Source organism: Calidifontimicrobium sp. SYSU G02091, from assembly GCF_022631395.1.
In the GTDB taxonomy this organism is placed as follows: Bacteria; Pseudomonadota; Gammaproteobacteria; order Burkholderiales; family Burkholderiaceae_C; genus Calidifontimicrobium; species Calidifontimicrobium sediminis.
Genome location: NZ_JALBGB010000005.1, coordinates 72662 through 95178, shown reverse-complemented (window position 1 = coordinate 95178; position 22517 = coordinate 72662). Strand labels below are relative to the sequence as shown.

The 22517-nt window shown below is 72.4% G+C and carries 20 protein-coding genes; 2 read left to right on the top strand and 18 right to left on the bottom strand.

Annotated elements, in window-relative coordinates:
- Position 1: 1 nt before the first annotated feature.
- Genes fahA through MOJ79_RS05155 form a run of 5 tightly spaced genes read right to left on the bottom strand, consistent with a single transcriptional unit; the run spans position 2 to position 5434 of the window.
- On the bottom strand, positions 2-1309 hold the full coding sequence (fahA, locus tag MOJ79_RS05175) for a fumarylacetoacetase (protein WP_241923163.1): 1308 nt from the start codon (positions 1307-1309) through the stop codon (positions 2-4).
- A complete protein-coding gene (hmgA, locus tag MOJ79_RS05170) occupies positions 1306-2595 on the bottom strand; it encodes a homogentisate 1,2-dioxygenase (RefSeq protein ID WP_241923162.1) in 1290 nt (429 codons plus the stop codon). Before hmgA ends, fahA begins: the two co-directional genes overlap by 4 nt.
- Complete coding sequence (locus MOJ79_RS05165; protein ID WP_119288130.1) at positions 2592-2810, bottom strand: DUF2783 domain-containing protein; 219 nt, start codon at positions 2808-2810, stop codon at positions 2592-2594. Before MOJ79_RS05165 ends, hmgA begins: the two co-directional genes overlap by 4 nt.
- A gap of 13 nt (positions 2811-2823) precedes the next feature.
- Positions 2824-4467, bottom strand: a complete 1644-nt coding sequence (locus MOJ79_RS05160; RefSeq protein WP_241923161.1) for an FAD-dependent oxidoreductase — start codon at positions 4465-4467, stop codon at positions 2824-2826.
- Positions 4468-4480: 13 nt separating this feature from the next.
- A complete protein-coding gene (locus MOJ79_RS05155; RefSeq protein ID WP_241923160.1) occupies positions 4481-5434 on the bottom strand; it encodes an MBL fold metallo-hydrolase in 954 nt (317 codons plus the stop codon).
- A 130-nt stretch (positions 5435-5564) separates the two neighbouring features.
- On the opposite strand from MOJ79_RS05155, the gene MOJ79_RS05150 reads away from it, so the two are divergent.
- Positions 5565-6401, top strand: coding sequence for an IclR family transcriptional regulator (locus MOJ79_RS05150; protein WP_241923159.1), 837 nt, complete (start codon positions 5565-5567; stop codon positions 6399-6401).
- Positions 6402-6417: 16 nt separating this feature from the next.
- Here the strand turns inward: MOJ79_RS05150 and MOJ79_RS05145 are convergent, their stop codons facing one another.
- Positions 6418-7737, bottom strand: a complete 1320-nt coding sequence (locus MOJ79_RS05145; RefSeq protein ID WP_241923158.1) for a hemolysin family protein — start codon at positions 7735-7737, stop codon at positions 6418-6420.
- A 112-nt stretch (positions 7738-7849) separates the two neighbouring features.
- On the opposite strand from MOJ79_RS05145, the gene MOJ79_RS05140 reads away from it, so the two are divergent.
- Positions 7850-8677, top strand: coding sequence for a symmetrical bis(5'-nucleosyl)-tetraphosphatase (locus MOJ79_RS05140; RefSeq protein WP_241923157.1), 828 nt, complete (start codon positions 7850-7852; stop codon positions 8675-8677).
- Between the two features lie 24 nt (positions 8678-8701).
- Here the strand turns inward: MOJ79_RS05140 and MOJ79_RS05135 are convergent, their stop codons facing one another.
- The 12 genes from MOJ79_RS05135 to MOJ79_RS05080 are packed head-to-tail and all read right to left on the bottom strand — an operon-like array spanning position 8702 to position 22448.
- Positions 8702-9871: an ABC transporter substrate-binding protein gene (locus MOJ79_RS05135; RefSeq protein WP_241923156.1), complete on the bottom strand. Its 1170-nt coding sequence runs from the start codon at positions 9869-9871 to the stop codon at positions 8702-8704.
- Between the two features lie 59 nt (positions 9872-9930).
- Complete coding sequence (locus MOJ79_RS05130) at positions 9931-11757, bottom strand: AMP-dependent synthetase/ligase (protein WP_241923155.1); 1827 nt, start codon at positions 11755-11757, stop codon at positions 9931-9933.
- Positions 11754-12584 (bottom strand): ABC transporter ATP-binding protein, encoded by an 831-nt coding sequence (locus MOJ79_RS05125; protein ID WP_241923154.1) that lies wholly within the window; start codon positions 12582-12584, stop codon positions 11754-11756. The genes MOJ79_RS05130 and MOJ79_RS05125 overlap by 4 nt, the downstream gene beginning before the upstream one ends.
- Positions 12581-13384 carry an ABC transporter ATP-binding protein gene (locus tag MOJ79_RS05120; protein ID WP_241923153.1) on the bottom strand — a complete coding sequence of 268 codons (804 nt, stop codon included), beginning with the start codon at positions 13382-13384 and terminating at the stop codon, positions 12581-12583. Before MOJ79_RS05120 ends, MOJ79_RS05125 begins: the two co-directional genes overlap by 4 nt.
- Complete coding sequence (locus MOJ79_RS05115) at positions 13381-14457, bottom strand: branched-chain amino acid ABC transporter permease (RefSeq protein WP_241923152.1); 1077 nt, start codon at positions 14455-14457, stop codon at positions 13381-13383. Before MOJ79_RS05115 ends, MOJ79_RS05120 begins: the two co-directional genes overlap by 4 nt.
- Before the next feature lie 6 nt (positions 14458-14463).
- On the bottom strand, positions 14464-15342 hold the full coding sequence (locus tag MOJ79_RS05110; protein ID WP_241923151.1) for a branched-chain amino acid ABC transporter permease: 879 nt from the start codon (positions 15340-15342) through the stop codon (positions 14464-14466).
- Between the two features lie 15 nt (positions 15343-15357).
- Positions 15358-16560, bottom strand: a complete 1203-nt coding sequence (locus MOJ79_RS05105; RefSeq protein ID WP_241923150.1) for an acetyl-CoA C-acyltransferase — start codon at positions 16558-16560, stop codon at positions 15358-15360.
- Positions 16561-16567: 7 nt separating this feature from the next.
- The gene (locus tag MOJ79_RS05100) at positions 16568-17803 is read right to left on the bottom strand and encodes an acetyl-CoA acetyltransferase (protein WP_241923149.1); all 1236 of its coding nucleotides are present in this window, start codon (positions 17801-17803) and stop codon (positions 16568-16570) included.
- Positions 17800-19281, bottom strand: coding sequence for a carotenoid oxygenase family protein (locus MOJ79_RS05095; RefSeq protein WP_241923148.1), 1482 nt, complete (start codon positions 19279-19281; stop codon positions 17800-17802). Before MOJ79_RS05095 ends, MOJ79_RS05100 begins: the two co-directional genes overlap by 4 nt.
- A 19-nt stretch (positions 19282-19300) precedes the next feature.
- Positions 19301-20986, bottom strand: coding sequence for a phenylacetic acid degradation protein PaaN (gene paaN, locus MOJ79_RS05090; RefSeq protein WP_241923147.1), 1686 nt, complete (start codon positions 20984-20986; stop codon positions 19301-19303).
- On the bottom strand, positions 20983-21450 hold the full coding sequence (locus tag MOJ79_RS05085; protein WP_241923146.1) for a lipocalin-like domain-containing protein: 468 nt from the start codon (positions 21448-21450) through the stop codon (positions 20983-20985). The genes paaN and MOJ79_RS05085 overlap by 4 nt, the downstream gene beginning before the upstream one ends.
- Complete coding sequence (locus MOJ79_RS05080) at positions 21447-22448, bottom strand: NAD(P)H-dependent flavin oxidoreductase (RefSeq protein WP_241923145.1); 1002 nt, start codon at positions 22446-22448, stop codon at positions 21447-21449. Before MOJ79_RS05080 ends, MOJ79_RS05085 begins: the two co-directional genes overlap by 4 nt.
- Positions 22449-22517: the final 69 nt, after the last annotated feature.

The window sequence follows — 22517 nt, the reverse complement described above, 5'->3', positions numbered from 1 at the left end:
GTCAGCCCGCCACCGTGCCGGCGCACGCGCCGAAGCCGATGCGCCGCGCGCCCGGCGCGGCGCAGTGCGCGCGCAGGATCACGGTGTCACCGTCGGCGAGGAAGGTGCGCGTCTCGCCGGAAGCGAGCGTGATCGGCCGGCGGCCGCCTTGCGTCAGCTCGAGCAGCGAGCCGCCCTGGTCGGGGCCCGGCCCCGACTGCGTGCCGGTGCCCAGCAGGTCGCCGGGCTGCAGGTTGCAGCCGTTCACGGTGTGGTGCGCGAGCATCTGCGCGAGCGTCCAGTACGCGTCGCGGAAGTTCGACTGCATCAGCCGCTGCGCAGGCAATCCGCGCTCGCGCATCTGCGCCGACTGCAGCCAGACCTCGAGCACGATGTCGATCGCGCCGGCTTCGCGGTTGAACGCGCTGTCGAGGTACGGCAGCGGCGCCGGGTCGCCCGCCGGGCGCGCGAACGGACGGCGGAACGGCGCGAGCGCCTCCATCGTGACGACCCACGGCGAGATCGTCGTCGCGAAGTTCTTCGACAGGAACGGCCCGAGCGGCTGGTATTCCCAGGCCTGGATGTCGCGCGCCGACCAGTCGTTGAGCAGCACGACGCCGAACAGGTGGTCCTCGGCGCGCTCGATCGGCACCGGCTCGCCGAGCGCGTTGCCGGTGCCGACGATCGCGCCGAGTTCGAGCTCGTAGTCGAGGCGCTGGCAGGGCCCGAAGTCCGGCGCGTCGCGGTCGGGGCGCTTGATCTGGCCGTGCGGGCGGCGGAACACCTGGCCGCTCACGCCGATCGACGACGCGCGACCGTGGTAGCCGATCGGCACCCACTTGTAGTTCGGCAGCAGCGGGTTGTCGGGGCGGAACAGCTTGCCGACCGCGGTCGCGTGGTGGATGCCCGTGTAGAAGTCGGTGTAGTCGCCGATGCGGCACGGCATCTGCATCTCGACCGCGGCCTGCGGCACGAGGCAAAGTTCCAGGAACGGCGCCTGGTCGCTGCCCGCAGCGAGCGCGGCCGACAGCGCCGCACGCAGCCGGCGCCGCGCGGCCGGGCCGAGCGCCATGAAGGCGTTGAGGTCGCCCGCGGCCAGCGGCGCGAGCAGCTCGGGCACGCCCTCGCCCCACGGGCACTGCGCGGCGGCGAGCTTCAGGTCGAGCACCTGGTCGCCGATCGCCACACCGATGCGCACCGGCTCGTCGGTCTTCGCGCGGCGGAACGCGCCGAGCGGCAGGTTCTGGATCGGGAAGTCGCAGTCGGCCGCGTTGGCCGAGTCGACCCAGCTCGTGAGCGCCGGGTCGTGGGTGGCGTCGGTGAGCGTCATGGTTGGAAGCGGTCCTTCAGCGCGGCCCAGCAGTCGGCGTAGGTGGCGTCGAGTGCGCCGCAGCCCATCGCCCACGCGGTCGGGCGGAAGCGCCAGCGGCTCTCGAACATGAACGCGAGCGTCGCATCGAGCTTGTGCGGCGCGAGCACGGCGTTCGTCGCGCGCTCGAACGCCTCGGCGTCGGGGCCGTGCGGCACCATGGCGTCGTGCAGGCTCATGCCGCCGGGGCGGAAGCCCTCGGGCTTGGCGTCGTACTGGCCGTAGACCAGGCCCATGAACTCGCTCATCACGTTGCGGTGGTACCAGGGCGGGCGGAACGTGTCCTCGGCGACCATCCAGCGCGGCGGGAAGATCACGAAGTCGCAGTTGGCCACGCCGGGGGTGTCGGACGGACTCGTCAGCACGGTGAAGATCGACGGGTCGGGGTGGTCGAAGCTGATCGAGCCGATCGTCATGAACGTGCGCGTGTCGTAGACGAAGGGCACGAGGTTGCCGTGCCACGCGACGACGTCGAACGGCGTGTGGTCCTGCCGCGCGCGCCACAGTGCGCCGCCGAACTTGCGCACGATCTCGTAGCCGCCGGTGCCGTCCTCGAACGCCGCGACCGGCGCGCGAAAGTCGCGCGGGTTCGCCAGTCCGTTCGAGCCGATCGGCCCGAGCTCGGGCAGGCGAAACGGCGCGCCGTAGTTCTCGCCGACGTAGACGCGCGACGGGCCGTCGACCGCGACCTTGAACGCCATCCCGCGCGGGATCAGCACGATCTCGCCCGGTGCGGCGCGCAGCACGCCGCACTCGGTCGTGATCGTCAAGGCGCCCTCTTGAGGCACGAGCAGCAGCTCGCCGTCGGCGTCGACGAAGGCGCGGTCGGTCATCGAGCGGTTGACGAGCGCCAGGTGCACCGCGACGCCCATTTGCGCGTCGGCGTCACCGTTGACGACGACGGTGCGCAGGCCGTCGACGAAGTCGAGCGGCTCGTCGGGGATCGCGACCGGGTGCCAGCGCAGCGGGTTCGGCGGCATCGCGACGCCGCCGGCGGCGCCGGTCTTCCAGTGCGGCTGTGCGTACGGCTCGTAGCCGCCGACGACGACCGACGGGCGGCGGCGGTACAGCCAGGTGCGCAGGTTCTGGTGCCGCGGCGCAGTGAACGCAGTGCCCGACAGCAGCTCGGCGTACAGCCCGTGCGGCGGCTTCTGCGGGCTGTTGCGGCCCTGCGGCAGCGCGCCGGCGATGGCCTCGGTCGCGAACTGGTTGCCGAATCCGGTCTGGTAGCGAAGTTCGGTGTTCATGCCTTCGACTCCGTCGCCGCGCGGCGCTCGACGCTCGCGCGCGCGGCGGCCAGCGCCTCGCGCAGCACGTCGAGCCGCCCGACGTGGTTGGCCAGCAGCAGCACGAGCTTGGCGTTGAGCTCGTGGCTCTGCGCCGTGCTCAGTCCCTGGTGCGCCTCGATCAGCGCCTCGTAGAAGTCGTCCGGGGCGTCGAGGTTCGGGTCGGTGATCAGCATCGCCATCGTGGCCTCACAGCGTCGCGGTGGCGCGGGCCACCGCATCCTCGGCCGCGGCGGGCGTGGGCTGGCGCCAGCGCGCCGCGACGTGCTGGTCGGGGCGCAGCAGATAGGCGCTGCCCGGCCGCAGGTCGTAACGCTTCGCGACCCAGCCGTCGGCGTCGTGCTCGGGGCCGAGCGCGAGCACCTTGCAGCCCAGCCCCGCGCACAGCCTGGGCGCCTGGCCCCACACGAGCAGCGTGAAGTCGACGCCGAGTTCGCGCAGCAGCCACGTGCGCCGGCCGTCGATCACGAGCGGCGCGTCGGCCGCCGGCGCACCGGGGCGCATCGCGCCTTGCCAGCCGGCGTCGACATCCGGCGTGTTCAGCGGCGAGCCGTCGTAGGTCGACGGCGTCGACAGGCGCCCGCTGTTGACGAGGCGGCGCGCGAACGCGTGCTCGCGCGCGAGGTCGAGCACGGCGTCGCGGAACAGCCGCGAGACCTCGCTCTTGGGCGTGATGAAGTCGGTCGAGCGCGTCGAGTTGCGGATGTTCTCGTCGGCGGCGAACTCACGCTCGAATGCGTAGCTGTCGAGCAGCGCCGCGGGCGACGCGCCGCGCAGCACGCGGGCCAGCTTCCAGCTGAGGTTGTCGGCGTCCTGCACGCCCGAGTTGGCGCCGCGCGCACCGAACGGCGAGACGCGGTGCGCCGCGTCGCCGGCGAACAGCACGCGGCCGTGGCGGAAGTGGTCCATGCGCTCGCAGGCGAAGGTGTAGACGCTCGCCCACTCCAGCTCGAACTTCGCCTCCGCCCCGAGCAGCGCGCGCACGCGCGGCACGATCTTCTCGGGCTTCTTCTCTTCGTCGGCGTCGGCGTCCCAGCCGAGCTGGAAGTCGATGCGCCAGACGTCGTCGGGCTGGCGGTGCAGCAGCACCGACTGGTTCGGGTGGAACGGCGGGTCGAACCAGAACCAGCGCTCGGTCGGGAAGTCGGCCTGCATCTTCACGTCGGCGATCAGGAAGCGGTCGCGGAACACGCGGCCCTTGGTCTCGAGGCCCAGCAGCCGGCGCAGCGGCGAGCGCGAGCCGTCGCACGCGACGAGCCAGTCGGCGATCACCTCGTAGCGGCCGTCGGGCGTTTCGATGCCGAGCACGACGCCGTCGTCGCGCGCCTGCAGCGCATCGACGCGGTTCGCGAAGCGCAGCTCGACATTGGGCAGCGCCGCCGCGCGCGCGACGAGGTAGGCCTCGGCGTAGTACTGCTGCAGGTTGATGAACGCGGGCCGTTCGTGGCCGGGCTCGGGCAGCAGGTCGAACGTGTAGACGTGCTCGGCGCCGAAGAACACCTTGCCGACGTTCCAGCCGACACCCTTGGCGACCATCGCGTCGCCGACGCCGAGGCGGTCCCAGATCTCGAGCGTGCGCTTGGCGAAGCAGATCGCGCGCGAGCCGGTCGACAGCCTGCGATCGTCGTCGAGCAGCAGCACGCGCTGGCCGCGCTGCGCGAGGTCGATCGCCAGCGTCAGCCCGACCGGCCCGGCGCCGACGACGACCACCGCGTGCCGCACCGGCTGCCCGGTGCGTGCATAGGCGTCCTCGTCGGCCGAGCGCCGGTGGCCGAACTCGAGCGCCTGGATCTCGTGGCCGCTCAGCTGCGGCGGCAGGTCGCGCGGATCCATCGACGGGCGCGGGTCAGCCTTCGAGCGCCGCCCACATCTCGCGGTCGCGCTCGGCGGTCCAGATGCGCGGGTCGGCGTGCTGCGTCGCCTCGTCGTACGCGCGGCTGACGTCGAACGGCATGCAGTGGTCGAAGATGACCCAGTGGCCGTACTTGGCCTTCATCGCGGCGTAGGTCTCGCGGTAGACGGCGCGCAGGTCCTTGCCGGCGGCCGCTCCCGCCTGCACGCTGGCCCACACGTCGCTGACGAAGGCCTTCGTGCCCGCCAGCCCCTGCGCGACCTGCGCCTCGCCCTTGAGCGCCGCACCGCGCCCGGGCACGAGCGCGAGCGGCTTGAGCGCCGCGATGGCGTCGAGCGTCTTGGGCCAGTCCTGGAAGTAGGCGTCGCCGGCGTACGGCGTGGCGTCGAACTCGACGAGGTCGCCCGACAGCATCGTGCGCTCGCCGGGCAGCCAGACGACGGTGTCGCCCTTCGTGTGGCCGCGGCCGAGCTGCAGCAGCTGCACCTCGAGCTTGCCGAGCCACAGCGTCATCTTGCCGGTGAACGTGATCGTCGGCCACGTCAGCCCCGGCGGCACCGTCTCGACGTTGCGGAACAGGCGCGGGAAGCGGCCGATCTCGCTGGCCTTGTCGGCCTCGCCGCGCTCGACGATGAGGTCGTAGGTGTCCTGGCTCGCGATGATCTCCTGCGGCCGGTACGCGCTGGCGCCGAGCACGCGCACCGCGTGGTAGTGCGTCAGCACGACGTACTTGATCGGCTTGTCGGTGACCTCGCGGATGCGGCGGATCACGTCGGCCGCCATCGCCGGCGTGGCCTGCGTGTCGGCGACGAGCACGGCGTCGTCGCCGATCACGACGCCGGTGTTCGGGTCACCCTCGGCGGTGTAGGCCCAGGCGTGCGGCGAGATCTGCTCGAACGTGACCTTCTTGTCCTCGAGGTCGGCTTGCGAGGCGAACGCTTTGCTCATGTCGGCACCTTCGGCGGATCGGTCTTGGTTAATCGATTTGACTTAGTTGAATTACGGGGTTGATCTTAGTCATCTTGTTCGCTAATGTCTAATCCATTCGGATAAGTAAAACCACCTAAGCAGCACCCCGATGGATGACCGGTCCCCCGCCGACGCACCCGGGCGCACCTCGCGCGGGATCCAGAGCATCGAGGTCGGTGGCCAGCTGCTGCTCGCGCTGTCGCACCACGGCCGCCCGATGCCGCTGAAGGACCTCGCGCGCGAGGCCGGCATGGCACCGGCCAAGGCGCACCCGTATCTCGTCAGCTTCGGCAAGCTCGGCCTGATCGAGCAGGACCCGGCCAGCGGTCACTATGGACTCGGGCCCCTGGCGCTGCAACTGGGGTTGATCAGCCTGCAGCAGTTCGACCCGGTGCGGCTGGCCACGCCCGTCATCGAGGAGCTCGCGCAGACGCTCGGCCACACGATGGCGATCGCCGTGTGGGGCAACCGCGGGCCGACGATCGTGCGCGTCGCGCCGCCGCCGTCGCCGGTGCACGTCGCGATGCGCCACGGCACCGTGATGAGCCTGACGGGCACCGCGTCGGGCTGGCTGTTCGCCGCGTGGCGGCCGTGGCACGAGGTCGCGCCACTGCTGGCCGCCGAGCGCGCCGGCGCCGGTGCCGCCGAGCGCGCGCGCTTCGACGCCGAGCTGCCCGCGCGGCTCGCGGCGGTGCGCGAGCGGCGCCTCGCCCGCGCCGTTGACCTGTCGCTGCCCGGCGTCAGTGCGCTGGCTGCGCCCGTGTTCGACGAGCAGCAGCGGCTGCTGCTGTCGCTGACCGGCATCGGCCCGACGCCCGCGTTCGACACCGCCTGGGACGGCCCGGTGGCCACTGCGCTAAGTCGCGCCGCGCAGGCGCTGTCGCGCCGGCTCGGCGACGCATCGGCATGGCCGCCGCTGCCGCACGCAGCGGCGGTCGCCCGCTGACGCCTCGCGCCGGCGATTACGCGTGCGCCCCGTCGCCGGCCGGCGCCGGCAGGCGGCTGACGAGCACCTTGTCGACGCGCTTGCCGTCCATGTCGACGACCTCGAAGCGCCAGCCCTGCCACTCGACGTGGTCGGCGACCTCGGGCACGCGCCCGAGCAGCAGCATGATCATGCCGGCCAGCGTGTTGTAGCGCCCGAGATCCTCGTCGGGCAGCGCGCGCAGCGCAAGGCGGTCCTTCAACTCCAGCGCCGGGATCAGGCCGTCGAACAGCCAGCTGCCGTCGTCGCGCTGCACGGCCCAGGCTTCCTCCTCCTCGCCGGCCGGCGGCCTGAACTCGCCGGCGATCGCCTCGAGCACGTCGCGCACCGTCACCAGACCCTGCACCGCGCCGTACTCGTCGACGACGAACACGAGCTCGGCGCCGGCGGCCTTGAAGTGCTCGAGCAGCTCCATCCCGGTCAGCGTCTCGGGCACGAACACCGGCGGCTCAAGGCCGTCGGTGAGCGACAGCGGCTGCCCGCGCACGAGCTGGCGCAGCAGCTGCCGCGACGACACGACGCCGAGCACGTCGTCGAGTCCGCCGCGGCACACCGGGTAGCGCGCGTGCGCCGCCTCGTCGAGCACGCGCCGCACGTCGTCGAGGGGGGCGTCGGCGTCGAGCCAGACGATCTCGGCGCGCGGCACCATCATCGAGCCGGCCTGCCGCTCGTCGAGCAGGAACACGTTGCGCACCATGCGGTGCTCCTGCGCCTCGATCACGCCGGCGCCGACGCCCTCCTCGAGCTGCGCAGCGATCTCCTCTTCGGTCACGCTCGCGCCGGGCGGCTGGCCGCTGACGCCCAGCAGCCGCAGCACCGCGCGCGTCGACGCCGACAGCAGCGCGACGAACGGCTTGGCCGCCGTCGACAGCCACATCATCGGCCGCGCGACGAGCCGCGCGACCGGCTCGGGGTACATCTGCCCCAGCCGCTTGGGCACCAGCTCGCCGAAGACGATCGTCGCGTACGTGATCAGCACGACGACGAGCGCGGTGGCCGCCACGCGGGCGACGTGGTCCGGCAGCGGCAGCGCCGTGACGAGCCACGCCGCGAGTGGCTCGGCGAAAGCCGCCTCGCCGACGATGCCGTTGAGCAGCCCGATCGACGTGATGCCCACCTGCACCGTCGACAGCCAGCGCGTGGGGTCGTCGTGCAGCACCATCGCCGCGCGCGCGCCACTGTCGCCCGTCTCGACCATGACCTGCAGCCGGGCCTTGCGCGCCGCCGTCAGGCCCATCTCGGCCATCGCGAACGCCCCGTTGAGCAGGATCAGGAACACCAGCAGCGCCGTCTCCATCGAAGACCCGGCCGGTCAGAGGCCGGGCGTCTGTCAGCACCACCGCAGCGTAGCAGAGGGGCCGTGCCCAGCCCCGAAGCGGCGCCGGCCCCAGCCGGCACAATGTGCACCGATGCACTACCTCGTCGGCGACTTGCAGGGCTGCGACGACGCGTTCGCGCGTCTGCTCGCCGAAATCGGTTTCTCCCCGTCGCGCGACCGCCTGCACGTGCTCGGCGACCTCGTCAACCGCGGTCCGCAGTCGCTCGCGGTGCTGCGTCGTCTGCGCGCGCTCGGCGACAGCGCGACCTGCCTGCTCGGCAACCACGACCTGCACCTGCTCGCGGTGGCCCACGGCGTGCGCCGCGAACACCGCACCGACACGCTGCGCGACATCCTCGACGACGCCGACCGCGACGCCTGGATCGACTGGGTGCGCCACCTGCCGCTGGCCGACACCGCGCACGGCTGGCTGCTCGTGCACGCCGGCGTCGTGCCCGCGTGGGACGCCGCGCAGACGCTGGCGCTGGCGCGCGAGGTCGAGGCGATGCTGCGCGGTCCCGACCTGCCCGGCTTCCTGCAGGTCATGTACGGCAACGAGCCGGCACGCTGGCGCGACGACCTGCAAGGCACCGACCGCTGGCGCTTCGTGATCAACGTGCTGACGCGCATCCGCTTCGTGCACGCCGACGGTACGCTCGACTTCCAGGTCAAGGAAGGCGCGAACGCCGCGCCGCCCGGGCTCGTGCCGTGGTTCGATGTGCCGGGCCGGCGCACCGCGGGCACGCCGATCGCATTCGGCCACTGGAGCACGCTCGGGCTGGTCGAGCGCGCCGACCTGCTCGCGCTCGACACCGGCTGCGTCTGGGGCGGCCGCCTCACCGCGGTGCGCGTCGACGGCGGGCGGCGCGACGTCGTGCAGGTGCGCTGCGCGCAGGCGGTGGCGCCGGGCACCGCCTGACGCACGAAGCCGGCCCCCGCGCCGTCAGCGCGCGGCGCTCGCCATCGCCGGTGCCACCGGCACCCAGCGTCCACCCTTGACGACGTCGATGGCGACGTACTCGGGGTTAACGTGGTTCTTCACGAAGCTCTGCTTCGAGTACGTCGTGAAGTCCTCGTGGCTGACGCCCTGGCAACCGGCGGCGAAGCTCTGCGCGCTCAGGTTGCGCCCGGCGGCCTGCAGGCACTTGATGAACCAGTCGGTGTAGCTGTAGGCATTGGCCGCGTTCTCGTCGGGGTCGGTATTGAACTTCGCCTTGTACGCGGCGATGAACTTCTGCGCACCGGGGTCCTTGGTCGATGCGTCGTGGATCTGCCAGCCGCCGAGCCCGTACAGGCCCTCGACGGCGTCTTTGCCGAGCCGCGCGACGATGCTGCTGCGCCCGGGCAGTGTCGTCAGCACCTTGACGTCCCAGCCGAGCTTCTTGACCTCGGCCATCACCCCGACTGTCTCGCGCACGACGGTGCCGGCGAGGATGAGGTCGACGTCGGCGGCCTTCATCCGCGCGACCTGGCTGCTGAAGTCGATGTCGCCGACCTTGTACGCCGCCTCGGCGGCCACCGTCATGTTGGCCGCCTTCATCGCCTCGGCGACGCCGGCGCGCACGAGGTCGCCGAAGGGGCCCTCCTGGTAGATCACGCCGACCTTCTTGACGCCCCAGTTCTTGATCGCCCACGACAGGCCGGTGGCCGTCGTCGTGTCGTAGTTCTGCACCGTCGTGAACACGAGCGGGCTGCCCCCACCGGCACGCTGCACGATCGCGCTGGCGGCCCACGGCGCGAACACGACGACGCCGGCGTCGGTCGCGGCCTTCACGGTGGCCGCGTTCGGGCCCGAGCCGAAGGCGTTGAGGATCGCGAACACGTCGTCGCTCTTGATCAGCTTCTGCACCGCGCGCACCGCCTGCTGCGGCTGGCTGCCGTTGTCCTCGACGACGAGGCGGATCCGTCGTCCGTGCACGCCGCCGGCGGCATTGACCTCGTCGATGCGCATCTGCATCGCGTTGCGCAGCATCGGCATGCCGGCCGCGGTGGGTCCCGACAGGTCGAGGTGGCTGCCGACCACGATCTCGGTGTCGGTCACGCCGCCAGCGGCGGCGAAGCCGGCGACGCCGGCCAGGGTCAGGGCCAGCAGGGTGCGCTGGAAGGTGTGCATCGTCGTCTCCTTCGTGTGTCGTCGGTGCAGGGATAGGCTCGGTCGTCCGGGCCCGGTGGTCAATCGGGGTACATCTCGTCGATCAGCGCAGCGTACTTGCGCACGACAAGCTTGCGCTTGAGCTTCATCGTCGGCGTCAGCTCCTCGTCCTCGGCGGTCAGCAGCTGGTCGATGATGCGGAAGTCCTTGACCTGCTCGACGCGCGCCAGCCGCGCGTTGGCCCGCTCGATCTCGTCGCGCACCAGCGCAACGACTTCGGGCGCGCGCGCCAGGCTCGCGTAGTCGGTGTAGGGCACCTGACGGTCACGGGCGAAGCGCGCGACCTGTTCGTGGTCGAGCATCACGAGTGCGGTGATGTAGCGCCGGCCGTCGCCCACCGCGACGGCATCGGTGATGTAAGGGCTGAACTTCAGCAGGTTCTCGATCTGGCTCGGCGTCACGTTCTTGCCGCCGCTGGTGATCAGGATGTCCTTGAGCCGGTCACGGATCGCCAGCTCGCCGGCCGGCGAGATCTCGGCGCAGTCGCCGGTGTGCAGCCAGCCGTCGGCATCGATCGCCTCGGCCGTCTTGTCGGGCTGGCCCCAGTAGCCGGCGAACACGTTGGGGCCGCGCACGAGCAGCTCGTTCTCGGCACCCAGCCGGATCTCGATGCCCGGCCCCGGCACGCCGGCCCAGCCCAGCCGGATGCACCCCGGTGGCGTCGCGGTGACGAAGCCGCAGGTCTCGGTCATCCCGAAGGCCTCGCGCAGTTCGATGCCCAGCGCCAGGTACCAGCGCACGAGGTCGGGCGGCACCGGCGCGGCGCCGGTCAGCGCCGTCTTCACGCGCGACAGGCCGAGGAAGCGGCGCACGTTGCGAAAGGCCGCCGCTTCGAGGAGCCGCTCGGTGACGGTCGGCGGCCGCACGCCGCCGCGCTGCTGCAGCAGCGCCTCGTGACGCGACAGCGCCGATGCGCATGCCTTCGCGTAGACCCAGCGTGCCGGCGCGATCGCGTCGCGCAGCGCGAGTTCGACGCTCGAGTGCAGCTTCTCCCAGAAGCGCGGCGGCGCGAACACGACGTGCGGCTCGACCTCGCGCAGGTCGTTGAAGACGGTGCCTGCGTTCTCGGGGAAGTGCACGACGAGACCGAGCGCGAGCGGGTTGAACACGCTGGCCATGCGTTCGGCGATGTGGCACAGCGGCAGGAACGACAGCGTGCGGTCGCCGAAACCGGCGCGCAGGTAGTTCGGCGCCTGTGCGACCTGCGCGACGACGTTGGCCGCGCTGATCATCGCGCCCTTCGGCGCGCCGGTGGTGCCCGAGGTGTAGACGAGGAACGCGATGTCGTCGGGGCGCGACGCGTCGATCGCGGCCTCGAAGTCGGCCGAGTGCGTGCGCGCGAGCTCGAAGCCGCGCGCGAGCAGGTCGTCGAAGAAGCTCACCGCCGGGTCGGCGAAACCGCGCAGGCCCTCGCGCTCGATCACGACGACGTGACGCAGCGCCGGACAGCGTGCACGCACCGCGAGCGCCTTGTCGAGCTGCTCTTGGTTCTCGACGACGAGCACCGCGCTACCCGAGTCGACGAGGATGTGCGCGACCTGCTCGGGCGAGCTGGTCGGGTAGATGCCGTTGCCGACGAAGCCCATGCACTGCGCGCCGACGTCGACGTAAAGCCACTCGGGGCGGTTGTCGGCCAGCACCGAGACGCGGTCGCCGCGCCGCAGCCCGAGCGCGCCCAGCGCCAGGCCGACGGCGCGCGCGTGCGCGTAGTACGTGGCCCAGTCGACGCCGCTCCACAGCCCGCGGCGCTTGGCGCGCAGCGCCGGCGCGCCGGCCCACTCGCGGCAGCGCGCGCGAAACAGCTTCGGTGGGGTATCGAGCGCGTCCATCGCAGCAGCCGGGTTCATCGCCACGTCTTGCGGCGGCGCCAGCGCGCGGCGCCGGACAGACCCGTGGCCTGCCCGAGCCCGAGGTAGCTCTCGCGCACGTCGCTCTTGGCCATCAGCTCGTCGCAGGGGCCGCTGGCGACGATGCGCCCGAGCTCCATCACGTAGCCGTCGTCGGCGGTGCGCAGCGCGATGGCGGCGTTCTGCTCGACGACGAGCACTGCGACGCCGGCCTCGCGGGCGATGCGCCCGACGATGCGGAAGATCTCCAGCGTCAGCAGCGGCGACAGTCCGAGCGACGGCTCGTCGAGCAGCAGCAGCTTCGGGCGACTCATCAGCGCGCGGCCGATGGCCAGCATCTGCTGCTCGCCGCCCGACAGCAGCCCGGCGTGCTGCGCGGCGCGCTCGGCCAGCCGCGGGAACCACGCGTGCACGCGCGCGAGGTCGTCGCGCACGCCGTCGGCGTCGCGCCGCGCGTAGGCGCCCATCGCGAGGTTGTCGCGCACCGACAGGAAGGGGTAAACCTGCCGCCCCTCGGGCACCAGCACGAGGCCGCGGCGGCACACCACGTCGGCGTCGAGCCCGTGCACCGGCTCGCCCTCGAACCACACACCGCCCTTGAACGGGTCGATCACGCCGGCGATCGTGTTCAGCAGCGTCGACTTGCCGGCGCCGTTGGCACCGAGCACCGTCACGATGCGCCCGCGCCGCACCTGCAGGTTGATGCCCTGGATCGCGACCACCGGGCCGTACCAGGTCTCGAGGTTGCGCACGTCGAGCAGCGGGGCACCGGCGGCCGGCGCGGCCGCGCCGCTCGCGTCGTCGCCACACCGCACGGCCGCCGTCATGCCGGCACCTCGTCGCCGACCGCGCTGCCGAGGTAGGCCGCGACGACCTGCGGGTGCGACTGCACCTCGCGCGGCGTACCCTGCGCGAGGATGGCACCCTGCGCCATGCAGATCACGCGGTCGGCCACCGCCGACACCAGCGACATGTCGTGCTCGACCATCACCACCGTCACACCGCGGTCGCTGCGGATGTCGTCGATCCAGAACGCGAGGTCGCGCGACTCCTCGGGGTTCAGCCCCGAGGCCGGCTCGTCGAGGAACAGCAGCTTCGGGCCGGTGGCCAGCGCGCGCCCGAGCTCGACGACCTTGCGCACGCCGTACGGCAGCGCGCCGACGAGCTGGTTGCGGTGCGCAGACAGGTCGAGGAACTCGATGACGTCTTCCACCGCGGCGCGCGACGCCTCCTCGGCGGCCACCGCCGCCGGCGTGCGCAGCAGCTGCGCCCACCAGGGCCCGTGGCCGAAGCGGTGGCGCCCGAGCATCAGGTTGTCGAGCACCGTCGCGCCCTCGAACAGCTCGATGTTCTGGAACGTGCGCGCGATGCCCAGCGCCGCGATGCGCTCGCGCGGCAGGCGTCCGATCTCCCGGCCCTCGAAGAACACCTGGCCGGCCGTGGCGTCGAACACGCGCGTGACGACGTTGAGCACCGAGGTCTTGCCGGCGCCGTTGGGGCCGATGATCGCCAGCACCTCGCCCGGGCGCACCGTGAACGAGACGCCGTCGATCGCGCGCACGCCGCCGAACGCGAGCGCGAGGTCGCGCGCCTCGAAGAAGGGATGGGGCGGCGGATGCGTGTTCACCGGTAGCGCTCCGACCTCATGTAGCGCTTGCCGCGGCGGAAGGTGTCGCGCCGGTACAGCGGGAAGGTCTCGACGAGCGCACGCAGCTTGAGCCACCGGCCGTTGAGCCCGGTCGGCTCGAACAGCACGAACAGCGCGAGCACGAAGCCGAAGACGAAGGTCTCGAGCCCGAACTGCTTGGCCACCGCGTCGGGCAGAAAGGGCTTCAGGCGCGAGATGAACGGCGGCAGCAGCCCGATCAGCAGCGCGCCGAGCACGGCGCCGCGCAGGCTGCCGAGCCCACCGATGACGACCATCAGCACCAGCTCCATCGACAGCAGCAGCGTGAACGCGTCGGGCGTCAGGTACTGCAGGTGGTGTGCGAGCAGCGCGCCGGCCAGCCCCGTGATGCCAGCCGACCCGGCGAAGGCCAGCACCTTGATGCGCGCCACCGGCAGCCCGAGCGACCACGACGCCGCCTCCGAGTCGCGCACGCCCACCAGCGCGCGCCCCAGCGACGAGCGCGTCACGTTGAGCAGCGCCGCGAACACGATGACGAGCACCGCCAGACACAGGTAGTAGAACGCCGCCGGCCCGCCGAGCGACCAGCCGGCGACCTGCGGCGACGGCACCGCGATGCCGGTGAAGCCGCCGGTCACCGAGGTCCAGTGTCCGGCCACGTGCGTGACGAGCACCGAGAACGCGAGCGTGACCATCGCCAGATACAGCCCCGAGACGCGGATCGCCGGCAGCCCGAGCAGCGCGCCGACCGCGGCCGCGAGCAGCCCGGCGGCCGGCAGCGACAGCGGCAGCGGCACACCGCGCCCGAGCAGCCACGCGTGCGCGTAGGCCCCCACCGCCATGAACGCGGCGTGGCCGAGCGAGACCTGGCCGGTGTAGCCGGTCAGCAGCATCAGCCCGAGGCTGGCGATCGCGAGGATCACGAGGTAGCTCGCCTCGCCGACGACGAAGCGGCTCGCGACCCACGGCAGCGCGAGCAGCGCGACGGCGAGCAGCGCGTAGGCCCAGCGCTCGCCGGGCGTGCGCAGCAGCGCCTGCGCGTCGCGGTAGCGGGTGTGGTAGTCGAAGCGCATCGGGCGTCAGACCCTTCGTCCGTGCGCCTCGCCGAGCAGGCCGCGCGGGCGCAGCACGAGCACGACGATCAGCACGACGTAGGCCACGACGTCCTTGCTGCCGTCGGGGCCGAAGACGCCGGTCCACTGCTCGATCTGCCCGATCAGCAGCCCGCCGACGATCGCGCCGGCGATGCTGCCGAAGCCGCCGAGCACGAGCGCCGCGAGCGCCTTGAGCATCACGAACCACAGGCTGACGTCGACCAGCGTGATCGGCGCCAGCAGCACGCCGGCCAGCGCCGCGAGCACGCCGGCCAAGGCCCACACCAGCGAGTTGACGCGCTTGACCGGAATGCCATTGAGGAAGGCCGCGAGCTGGTTCTGCGACGCCGCCTGCATCGCGACGCCCAGCCGCGTGTGGCGCAGGAACGCGAGCAGCACCAGCGTGGCCACCAGCACGGTGGCCAGGATCACGAGGCTGAGGTCGGCGACGACGACGCCGCCGATGGCCGTCGTCTGCCCGGTCCACGGCGTCGCGAAGCTGCGCGACTCGGCGCCGAAGCCCATGCTCACCGCACCGCGCAACATGAAGGCCAGCGCGATCGTCAGCATCACGCCGGCGAACTGCGGCTGCCCGACGATGCGCCGCACGAGCAGCGCGTCGATGCCGTAGCCGAGCACGGCGACGATCGCGACGGTGGCCGGCAGCGCGAGCCAGAACGGCCAGCCCGCCGGCCCGATCAGCCCCCAGCCGACGAAGGCGGCGAGCATCAGCAGGTCGCCGTGCGCGAAGTTCAGCACCTCGGTGGCCTTGTAGGTCAGCACCAGGCCGAGCGCGACCAGCGCGTAGATCGCGCCGGCGGCCAGCCCGTTGACGAGCAGCTGCGCAAACACCTGGAACGTCATCGGTGCGCTGGCCCCTCAGTCCATGCGCTCGATCAGCGCCGCCGCCGCGAGCCCGGTGGCCCCGCAGGCCGCGGCGACGGCGCGCTTCGCGCCGCGGCGCTCGAGCTCGTCGAGCGCGGTGCCCAGCAGCGCGCTGCCGGTCGACCCCATCGCGTGGCCGAGCGCGATCGCGCCGCCGTTGACGTTGAGCCGCTCGTGCGGCACGCCAAGATGGCGCATGAAGTGCAGCATCAGCGCGGCGAACGACTCGTTGACCTCGAACAGGTCGACGTCGGCGACGCCGAGCCCCGCGCGCGCGAGCACCGCGCGCGTCGCGTCGACGGCGCCGGTCAGCGCGAGCGTGCGGTCGACCGCGACTTCAGCCAGCGCCACCAGCCGCGCGCGCGGCTTCAGCCCGAGCCGGCGCACCGCGCCCGGGCTCGCGAGCAGCACGGCCGACGCACCATCGGCCATCGCCGGCGCATTGCCCGCCGTGTGCACGTGCTCGACGCGCGCCAGCCCCAGTTGCTGCGCGAGCCACTCGTCGAGCCCGGTCTTGGCGCCCAGGCCGGCGAACGCGGGCTGCAGGTCGGCCAGCGTCGCCGCCGTGGTCGACGCGCGCGGCGTCTCGTCGGTGGCCAGCAGCGTGCGGCCGTCGACCTCGACCGGCACGACGGAGCGGAACCAGCCGGCATCGCGCGCGTGGACGGCACGCTGCTGCGACGCGAGCGCGATCGCGTCGCAGTCGGCGCGCGAGAAGCCCTCCATCGTCGCGACAGCGTCGGCCGCGAGGCCGATCGGCACCAGGCGCAGCGCGCGCGCGAGCTCGGCGTCGTGCGTCAGCGGGCCGGCGTCGCTGGCCATCGGCACGCGCGACATCGATTCGACGCCGCCGCCCACCGCGAAGCCGTCGCTGGCCAGCGCCTGCAGCGCCGCGTAGCCCACCGCCGACAGCCCCGAGGCACAGTAACGGTTGACCGTCAGCGCCGGCACCGTGTCGGGCCACCCCGCAGCGAGCGCGCCGAGCCGGCCGACGTGGCTGCCCTGCTCGCCGGTCTGCGTGACGCAGCCGATCACCGCATCGGCGATGCGGGCGGGGTCGACCCCCGTGCGCTGCACGATGGCACGCAACGCCTGCGCGAGCAACTCGACCGGCTGGACGCCGCGCAGTGCACCCTTGTCGCTGCCGCGCCCGCGCGGCGTGCGCACGGCGTCGATGATCAAGGCGGATTCGCTCATCGTGCCCTCACTCGCGCACGCCGACGACGAAGCTGCACACGGTGGCGCAGCTGCCGCCGATGTTGAGCGTCGCGAAGGTGCGCGCGCCGTCGACTTGATAGGCACCGGCGATGCCGCTGACCTGGCGCGCGGCGTCGAGCAGCATGCGCGCGCCGGTGGCGCCCACCGGGTGCCCCGCGCCGATCAGCCCGCCGCTGGGGTTGACCGGCAGTGCGCCGCCGAACTCGATCGTGCCGTCCTCGATCGCGCGCCAGCTCTGCCCCGGCGGCGTCAGCCCGAAGTGGTCGATCGCCATGTACTCGGTCGTCGTGAAACAGTCGTGCGTCTCGATGCCGTCGAGCTCGCGCACGTCGCCGATGCCGGCGCGGCCGAACGCGTCGAGGATCGTCTGCCGCACGTGCGGGAACACGTAGGGTTCGCCGGCGCTGCGCGCGAGCTTGTCCTTCAGCCGCAGCGGCGCGTTGTGGTGACCCCAGCCGAGGATGCGCGGCAGCTGCCCGACGCGCAGTCCGTGACGGCGCGCGTGTTCGGCTGCATACCGAGGGCCGGCGAGCAGCAGCGCAGCCGCACCGTCGGTGAGCTGGCCGCAGTCCTGGCGGCGCGTGCCGGGCTCGATCACGGGGTTCAGCGCGTCGTCGTCGGTGAAGGCGCCGGGCTCGAAGCGCCACTGGCGCGTCTGCGCCAGCGGGTTGCGCTTCGCGTTGCCGTAGTTGAGTTCGGCGATGCGGTTCAGGTGCCGCCGGTCGAGCCCGTGGCGGCGCTCGTACTCCTGCGCCATCAGGCCGAACGCCGCCGGCCACATGAAGCGGCAGTCGATGTCCTCGCGCCCCTGCCACGCGGCGGCGTTCTGATTCGCGCTGCTCTCGTCGCCGGGCAGGTTCTTCAGCTCCTCGGCGCCGACGACGAGCACGCAGTCGTAGCGGCCGGCCTCGATCTCGGCCATCGCGGCGAGCACCGCCAGCGACGACGACGCGCACGCGCCCTCGTGCCGCATTGCCGGCACGCCCCACAGCTCGGGCACGACCTGCGCGACCATCGCGCCCAGGTGCGCCTGGCGGCGCTGGATCTCGCCGAACGCGTTGCCGACGTGGATGCTCTGCACGTCGGCTGCCGGCACGCGCGCGTCGGCCAGCGCGCCAAGCGTGGCTTCGCGGATCATGTCCGACAGGTCCTGGCCGCTGCGCGACCAGACCTTCGCGAAGTCGGTCTGGTGGCCGCCGAGGATGTAGACGGGTGTGGTCATCGCGCGCGGTCCCAGCCGTCGATGCGGTGCGCCGCGATCCAGCAGCCGTGGAAGCCGGTGGGGATGTGGCGCGGGATCGCGACCTGCGCGACCGGCCCGCGCCCGAGGTCGCGGGCGTCGAAGATGTCGAGCGTCTCGCGCTTCGTCGCGGCGTTGAACTGGAACGCGATCACGTAGCCGTGGTCCTCGGACTGCGGGTCGTCGGCGGCGGCGAACCACGGCTCGCTGTACCAGCTGTGCTCGACGTCGTCGGTCCACGCCGACAGCGACTCGCCGGTGTCGAGGTCGTACTTGCGGATGCCGTTCCACTGCAGGATCGCCGTCGGGTGGTGGTCGACCAAGTACCCGTAGCGCGTGCGCCGGCCGGTGAGCGCGGCGTTGTAGGTCGGGAACTCGACGTTGCGCTCGGCGTCGAGGCAGCGTTCCTCGGTGGCGCCGGTCGTCAGGTTCATGCGCCAGCGCCACAGCCGCGCCGTCATCACGAGCTCGGCGACGTTCTTCGCGGTGCGCTGTGCGTCGATGCGGCCGTCGGGCGTCGTGGCGGGCATGTAGCGGCAGGCGACCATCTCGATCCACTCGCCGCTCGCGTCGGTGCTCTCCCACGCGTTGACGACGTGGTACAGGAAGCACGGCGTGAACTCGAACCAGCGCACCTCGTCGCTGCGCCCGTAGCGCGGGATGACGCCGAAGCGCGTCGGCAGCTCGGGGTGGAACTCGACCTTGTGGCGTCCGAGCTTGAGCGCGTCCTCGTTGTGGAACAGCGGCAGGTCGTGGACGATGCTGTAGTGCTCGGTCACCGCCATGTCGTGCGGCAGGCGCGGGCCGGGCAGGTCGATCGCGACGTGGTGCTTGAGCTGGCCGTCGGGACCCACGACGCCGTAGTGCATGTACGGCGGCTCGTTGCCGTAGTCGAAGTACAGCAGGTCGCCGGTCACCTCGTCGACCTTGGCGTGCGCCGAGATCTTGCCGCCGGTGGCGGCGATCGCGCGCTGCTTGCCCAGCGTGGCGAGTGTCAGCGGGTCGATCACGTAGGCGTCGCCGCTCATGTACCACAGCGCCAGCGCCTTGCCTGCGTGGCCGACGAGGTCGGTGTTGGCGCTGTCCTTCAGCGGCTTGTCGTCACGCCCGACCAGCGTCTCGCGGATGCCCCAGTACATCGCGCGACCGGCAGCGTCCTCGCGCTGCCAGGCCTCGGTGCGCACCCAGCGGTTGCGCACCGTCAGCCGCCCGCGTCGGAACTCGGCAGCGTGGATCATTCCGTCGCCGTCGAAGGGGTGATAACGCCCCTGCGGCGCGAAGCGCGGATTGGGACCGCAGCGCATGTACACGCCGTTGAGGTCGGCCGGGATCGAACCTTTGATCAGCGGCAGGTCGGTGAACACCGACTCGTCGGGGATCGGCGCATAGGGGCCGGTCAGCAGCGGGCCGTGGTCCTCGCCGAAGGGGGCAAAGTTCTCGACGCGTTCGGGAGCGTTCATCTCGGTCTCCTCTGAATCCTCAAACGGCGGCAGGACGCCGCGATTGCGCGATGCGGAACCGCCCGGCGACGAAGCTCAGGTCGGTCAGGCTCGCATTGCCGGCCGGGTTCAGGCCGGTGACGTGGTAGTCGCTGTACGCCGCCGCGAAGTTCAGCGGCATCGGCCCAGTCAGGTTGATCGTCAGCTGCGCGCCGGCGCGCGCGTAGGCCGCCTCGGCAGCGTCGACGAAGGCCGCGTCGCGGCTGTAGAGGAACGCCGTCAGCCCGCCGTGGCGTTCGACGTCGCCGGTGGCCTGCGCGAGCGCGTCGGCGGCGTCGTCGCAGCCGATCACGAAGCCGATCGGCCCGAAGCGCTCCTCGCGGTACAGCGCGCCGTGGCGCGGGTCGGTCTGCACCAGCAGCGGCGTGCTCGTGCGCGCAGCCGGGAACTCGGGGTGCGCGTAGGCGCGCGGCTCGAGCAGCACGCGGCCGGCGCGCGCGCCGTCGTCGCGCATCTGCCCCACCAGCGCGAGCGTCGCCGGCGACTGGATCGCCGCGAGGATCATCGCCGCCTTCTTCGGCTCGCGCCCCACCGCATCGATCGCGGCGGCCAGCCGCGCGCCGACCTCGTCGAACGGCACGCGGCCGGCGGGCGTCGCAACGCCGCCTCGCGGCACGTAGACGTTCTGCGGGCTGGTGCACATCTGCGCGCTGAACATGCACATCGTCGTCGCCAGCGCGCGCAGCGCGGCGTCGAGGTCGTCGGCCGATTCCAGCACCACCGTGTTGCAGCCGGCGGTCTCGGTGAAGACGAGCGCCGGGTGCGCGTTGGCCTCGATCCAGGCGCCGAAGCGCGCGCTGCCGGTGAAGTCGACGATGGCCGTCTTCGGGTGCTTGACGAGCACCTTGCCCAGCGGCTCGGCCACCGTGTCGAGCGCCAGCGTGACGAGGTTCGGGTCGAAGCCGGCGTCGGCGAGCACGCGGCGCAGCGCGCGCACCGTGACCGCCATCGGCAGCACCGACATCGGGTGCGGCTTGACGATGACGGCGTTGCCGGTGGCCAGGCTCGCCATCATCGACGGCCACGCGTTCCAGGTCGCGAAGCTCGCACAGGTGAAGCACACCGCGACGCCGCGCGGCACGGCACGGTAGGTCTTGTCGAGCACGATGTCGGCGGCGCCGAAGCGGCGCTCCCAGCGCGCGTGCGGCGTCACCGCGCGCAGCGCCTGCGCGGCGTAGACCAGCGCCTCGATGCCGCGGTCGAGCGCGTTGACGCCCGAGCCGGCGTAGGCCATGTTGGCGCTCTGGCCGGCGGTGTGCATCACGGCCTGCTGGATCTCGAACAGGTGCTCGCGGTACAGCACGTCGAGCGCCTCGAGCAGCACGCCCAGCCGCGCCTCGGTGCCGGCCGCGGCCCAGCGCGGAATCGCACGCCCGGCGGCGTCGAACAGTGCGTCGACGTCGGCGCGCGGGTAGCGGATGCCCAGCGGCTGCTGCGTGTACGGCGACACCTCCTCGCCGGCGAGGTCGATGCGTCCGGGCTGGTCGAGGTCGAACTCGCGGCCGAGCTGCGCCTGGAACGCCGCGACGCCGCGCGCCTGCGCGGCCTGTGAATCGGGGTACTGGGCCGGCATCTCGGCGAACGGGCTCCAGCAGTGCCGCTCGCGGCACGCCTGCTCGGCGCGCTCGAAGCGCGCGCGGTGCTTGTCGTACAGCGTGCTGCTCATGTCGAGGCCCGCCTCCAGACCAGCCGATGGTGGCGCACGACCGCCGACCCCGGCACGGTGTCGTCGGCCGACAGCGTCAGCACGTCGTGCCCGTCGAACGCCACGTTGCGCACCTGCTCGGTGCCGACGAAGTTCGGATTCAACGCCATCTCGACGCGGTGCACCACCTGCAGCCCGGTGGGCAGGTCGGCCCCCCGGCGCAGCGTGTACGGCCCGGCGTAGTGGAAGTAGCTCTCGAAGGCTGCGAGCCGCTCGGCCTCGGGTGCGGTGCGCGCGCTGTCGCTCGACAGCCGCTGGCGGCCGGCGCGTGCGATGCACGCACTCATGACGCCGTCGCCGCCATAGACAATCAGCCCCTGCGCATCGGCACCGTACGGCAGCGTGCGTGCCCGCCCGTCGGCGTAGGCGATCTCCCAGCGCACGAGGCGCCAGCTGCCCAGCAGCGGGTTGTCGGCGCCCGTCATGCCGCGCTCCCCGGCGCACCGGCCGCGGCGCGGGCCGGCGCGCTCGCGCGCCACGCCGCGAAGCGCCGCTGCGCCTGCCAGAACTCGCGCTCGATGCGCTCGACGACGGCAGCCACCGGCTCGACGGCGCGGATCGCGCCGAGGCCCTGCCCCGCGGCCCACACGTCCATCCAGCGCTTGCCGCTCATCGCCGCGCCGCTGTTGTAGTCGCGCTCGGGCGCAGCGGGCAGGTGCTCGGGGTCGTAGCCGTTGGCGCGCAGCGAGGGCTTGAGCCAGCTCGCCGGCGTGCCGGTGATGCCGGCGCTGACCACGAGGTCGTCGATGCCGCTGTCGACGAGCATCTGCTTGTACGCGTCGCGCGCGAGGCTCTCGGTGGTGGCGATGAAGCGCGTGCCCATGTAGACGTAGTCGGCGCCGCAGGCGATCGCGCCGGCCACGCCCCAGCCGTCGCTGATGCCGCCGCCGACGACGACCGGCCCGTCGAAGAACGCGCGCACCGCGCTGACGAAGGCGAACGGGTTGAGCGCGCCGGTGTGGCCGCCGGCGCCGCTGCAGATGCACGCCAGGCCGTCGGCGCCGGCGTCGACGGCCTTCTTCGCCAGCGTCAGGTCGACGACGTCGGCGAACACGACGCCACCGTAGCCGTGCACGACGTCGATCGCCGGCTTCGGGCTGCCCAGCGCGGTGACGACGACCGGCGGGCGGTACTTGGCCACCAGCGCCAGGTCCTGCGGCAGGCGCTCGTTCGAGCGGTGCGTCACGAGGTTGGCGCACCATGGGCCGACGGTGTCGGCGCCCTGCTCGTCGCGGGCGCGGGCGAGTTCGTCGGTGATCCGGCGCATCCAGTCGTCGAGCACCTCGATCGGCCGCGCGTTGGGCGTCGGGAACGCGCCGACGATGCCGGCACGGCAGGCCGCGACGACGAGGTCGGGCCCCGAGACGAGGAACATCGGCGCCGCGAACAGCGGCAACCGCAGTGGCGACAGCACGCCCGTCATCGGCGGCACCCCGTCAGGCGAGGCTGGTGCATCGTTCGTCTCCTGTGTCCGGCTTCGTGTTCGTCGGTG

Excerpts from the sequence above, each read along its gene's own strand:
- MOJ79_RS05100 (WP_241923149.1), bottom strand. The coding sequence starts at position 17,803 with ATGACCACACCCGTCTACATCCTCGGCGGCCACCAGACCGACTTCGCG.
- MOJ79_RS05115 (WP_241923152.1), bottom strand. The coding sequence starts at position 14,457 with ATGCGCTTCGACTACCACACCCGCTACCGCGACGCGCAGGCGCTGCTG.
- hmgA (WP_241923162.1), bottom strand. The coding sequence starts at position 2,595 with ATGAACACCGAACTTCGCTACCAGACCGGATTCGGCAACCAGTTCGCG.
- MOJ79_RS05085 (WP_241923146.1), bottom strand. The coding sequence starts at position 21,450 with ATGACGGGCGCCGACAACCCGCTGCTGGGCAGCTGGCGCCTCGTGCGC.
- fahA (WP_241923163.1), bottom strand. The coding sequence starts at position 1,309 with ATGACGCTCACCGACGCCACCCACGACCCGGCGCTCACGAGCTGGGTC.
- MOJ79_RS05110 (WP_241923151.1), bottom strand. The coding sequence starts at position 15,342 with ATGACGTTCCAGGTGTTTGCGCAGCTGCTCGTCAACGGGCTGGCCGCC.
- MOJ79_RS05105 (WP_241923150.1), bottom strand. The coding sequence starts at position 16,560 with ATGAGCGAATCCGCCTTGATCATCGACGCCGTGCGCACGCCGCGCGGG.
- MOJ79_RS05140 (WP_241923157.1), top strand. The coding sequence starts at position 7,850 with ATGCACTACCTCGTCGGCGACTTGCAGGGCTGCGACGACGCGTTCGCG.
- MOJ79_RS05125 (WP_241923154.1), bottom strand. The coding sequence starts at position 12,584 with ATGACGGCGGCCGTGCGGTGTGGCGACGACGCGAGCGGCGCGGCCGCG.
- MOJ79_RS05165 (WP_119288130.1), bottom strand. The coding sequence starts at position 2,810 with ATGCTGATCACCGACCCGAACCTCGACGCCCCGGACGACTTCTACGAG.
- MOJ79_RS05080 (WP_241923145.1), bottom strand. The coding sequence starts at position 22,448 with ATGACGGGCGTGCTGTCGCCACTGCGGTTGCCGCTGTTCGCGGCGCCG.
- MOJ79_RS05095 (WP_241923148.1), bottom strand. The coding sequence starts at position 19,281 with ATGAACGCTCCCGAACGCGTCGAGAACTTTGCCCCCTTCGGCGAGGAC.
- paaN (WP_241923147.1), bottom strand. The coding sequence starts at position 20,986 with ATGAGCAGCACGCTGTACGACAAGCACCGCGCGCGCTTCGAGCGCGCC.
- MOJ79_RS05150 (WP_241923159.1), top strand. The coding sequence starts at position 5,565 with ATGGATGACCGGTCCCCCGCCGACGCACCCGGGCGCACCTCGCGCGGG.
- MOJ79_RS05145 (WP_241923158.1), bottom strand. The coding sequence starts at position 7,737 with ATGGAGACGGCGCTGCTGGTGTTCCTGATCCTGCTCAACGGGGCGTTC.
- MOJ79_RS05135 (WP_241923156.1), bottom strand. The coding sequence starts at position 9,871 with ATGCACACCTTCCAGCGCACCCTGCTGGCCCTGACCCTGGCCGGCGTC.
- MOJ79_RS05130 (WP_241923155.1), bottom strand. The coding sequence starts at position 11,757 with ATGAACCCGGCTGCTGCGATGGACGCGCTCGATACCCCACCGAAGCTG.
- MOJ79_RS05160 (WP_241923161.1), bottom strand. The coding sequence starts at position 4,467 with ATGGATCCGCGCGACCTGCCGCCGCAGCTGAGCGGCCACGAGATCCAG.
- MOJ79_RS05155 (WP_241923160.1), bottom strand. The coding sequence starts at position 5,434 with ATGAGCAAAGCGTTCGCCTCGCAAGCCGACCTCGAGGACAAGAAGGTC.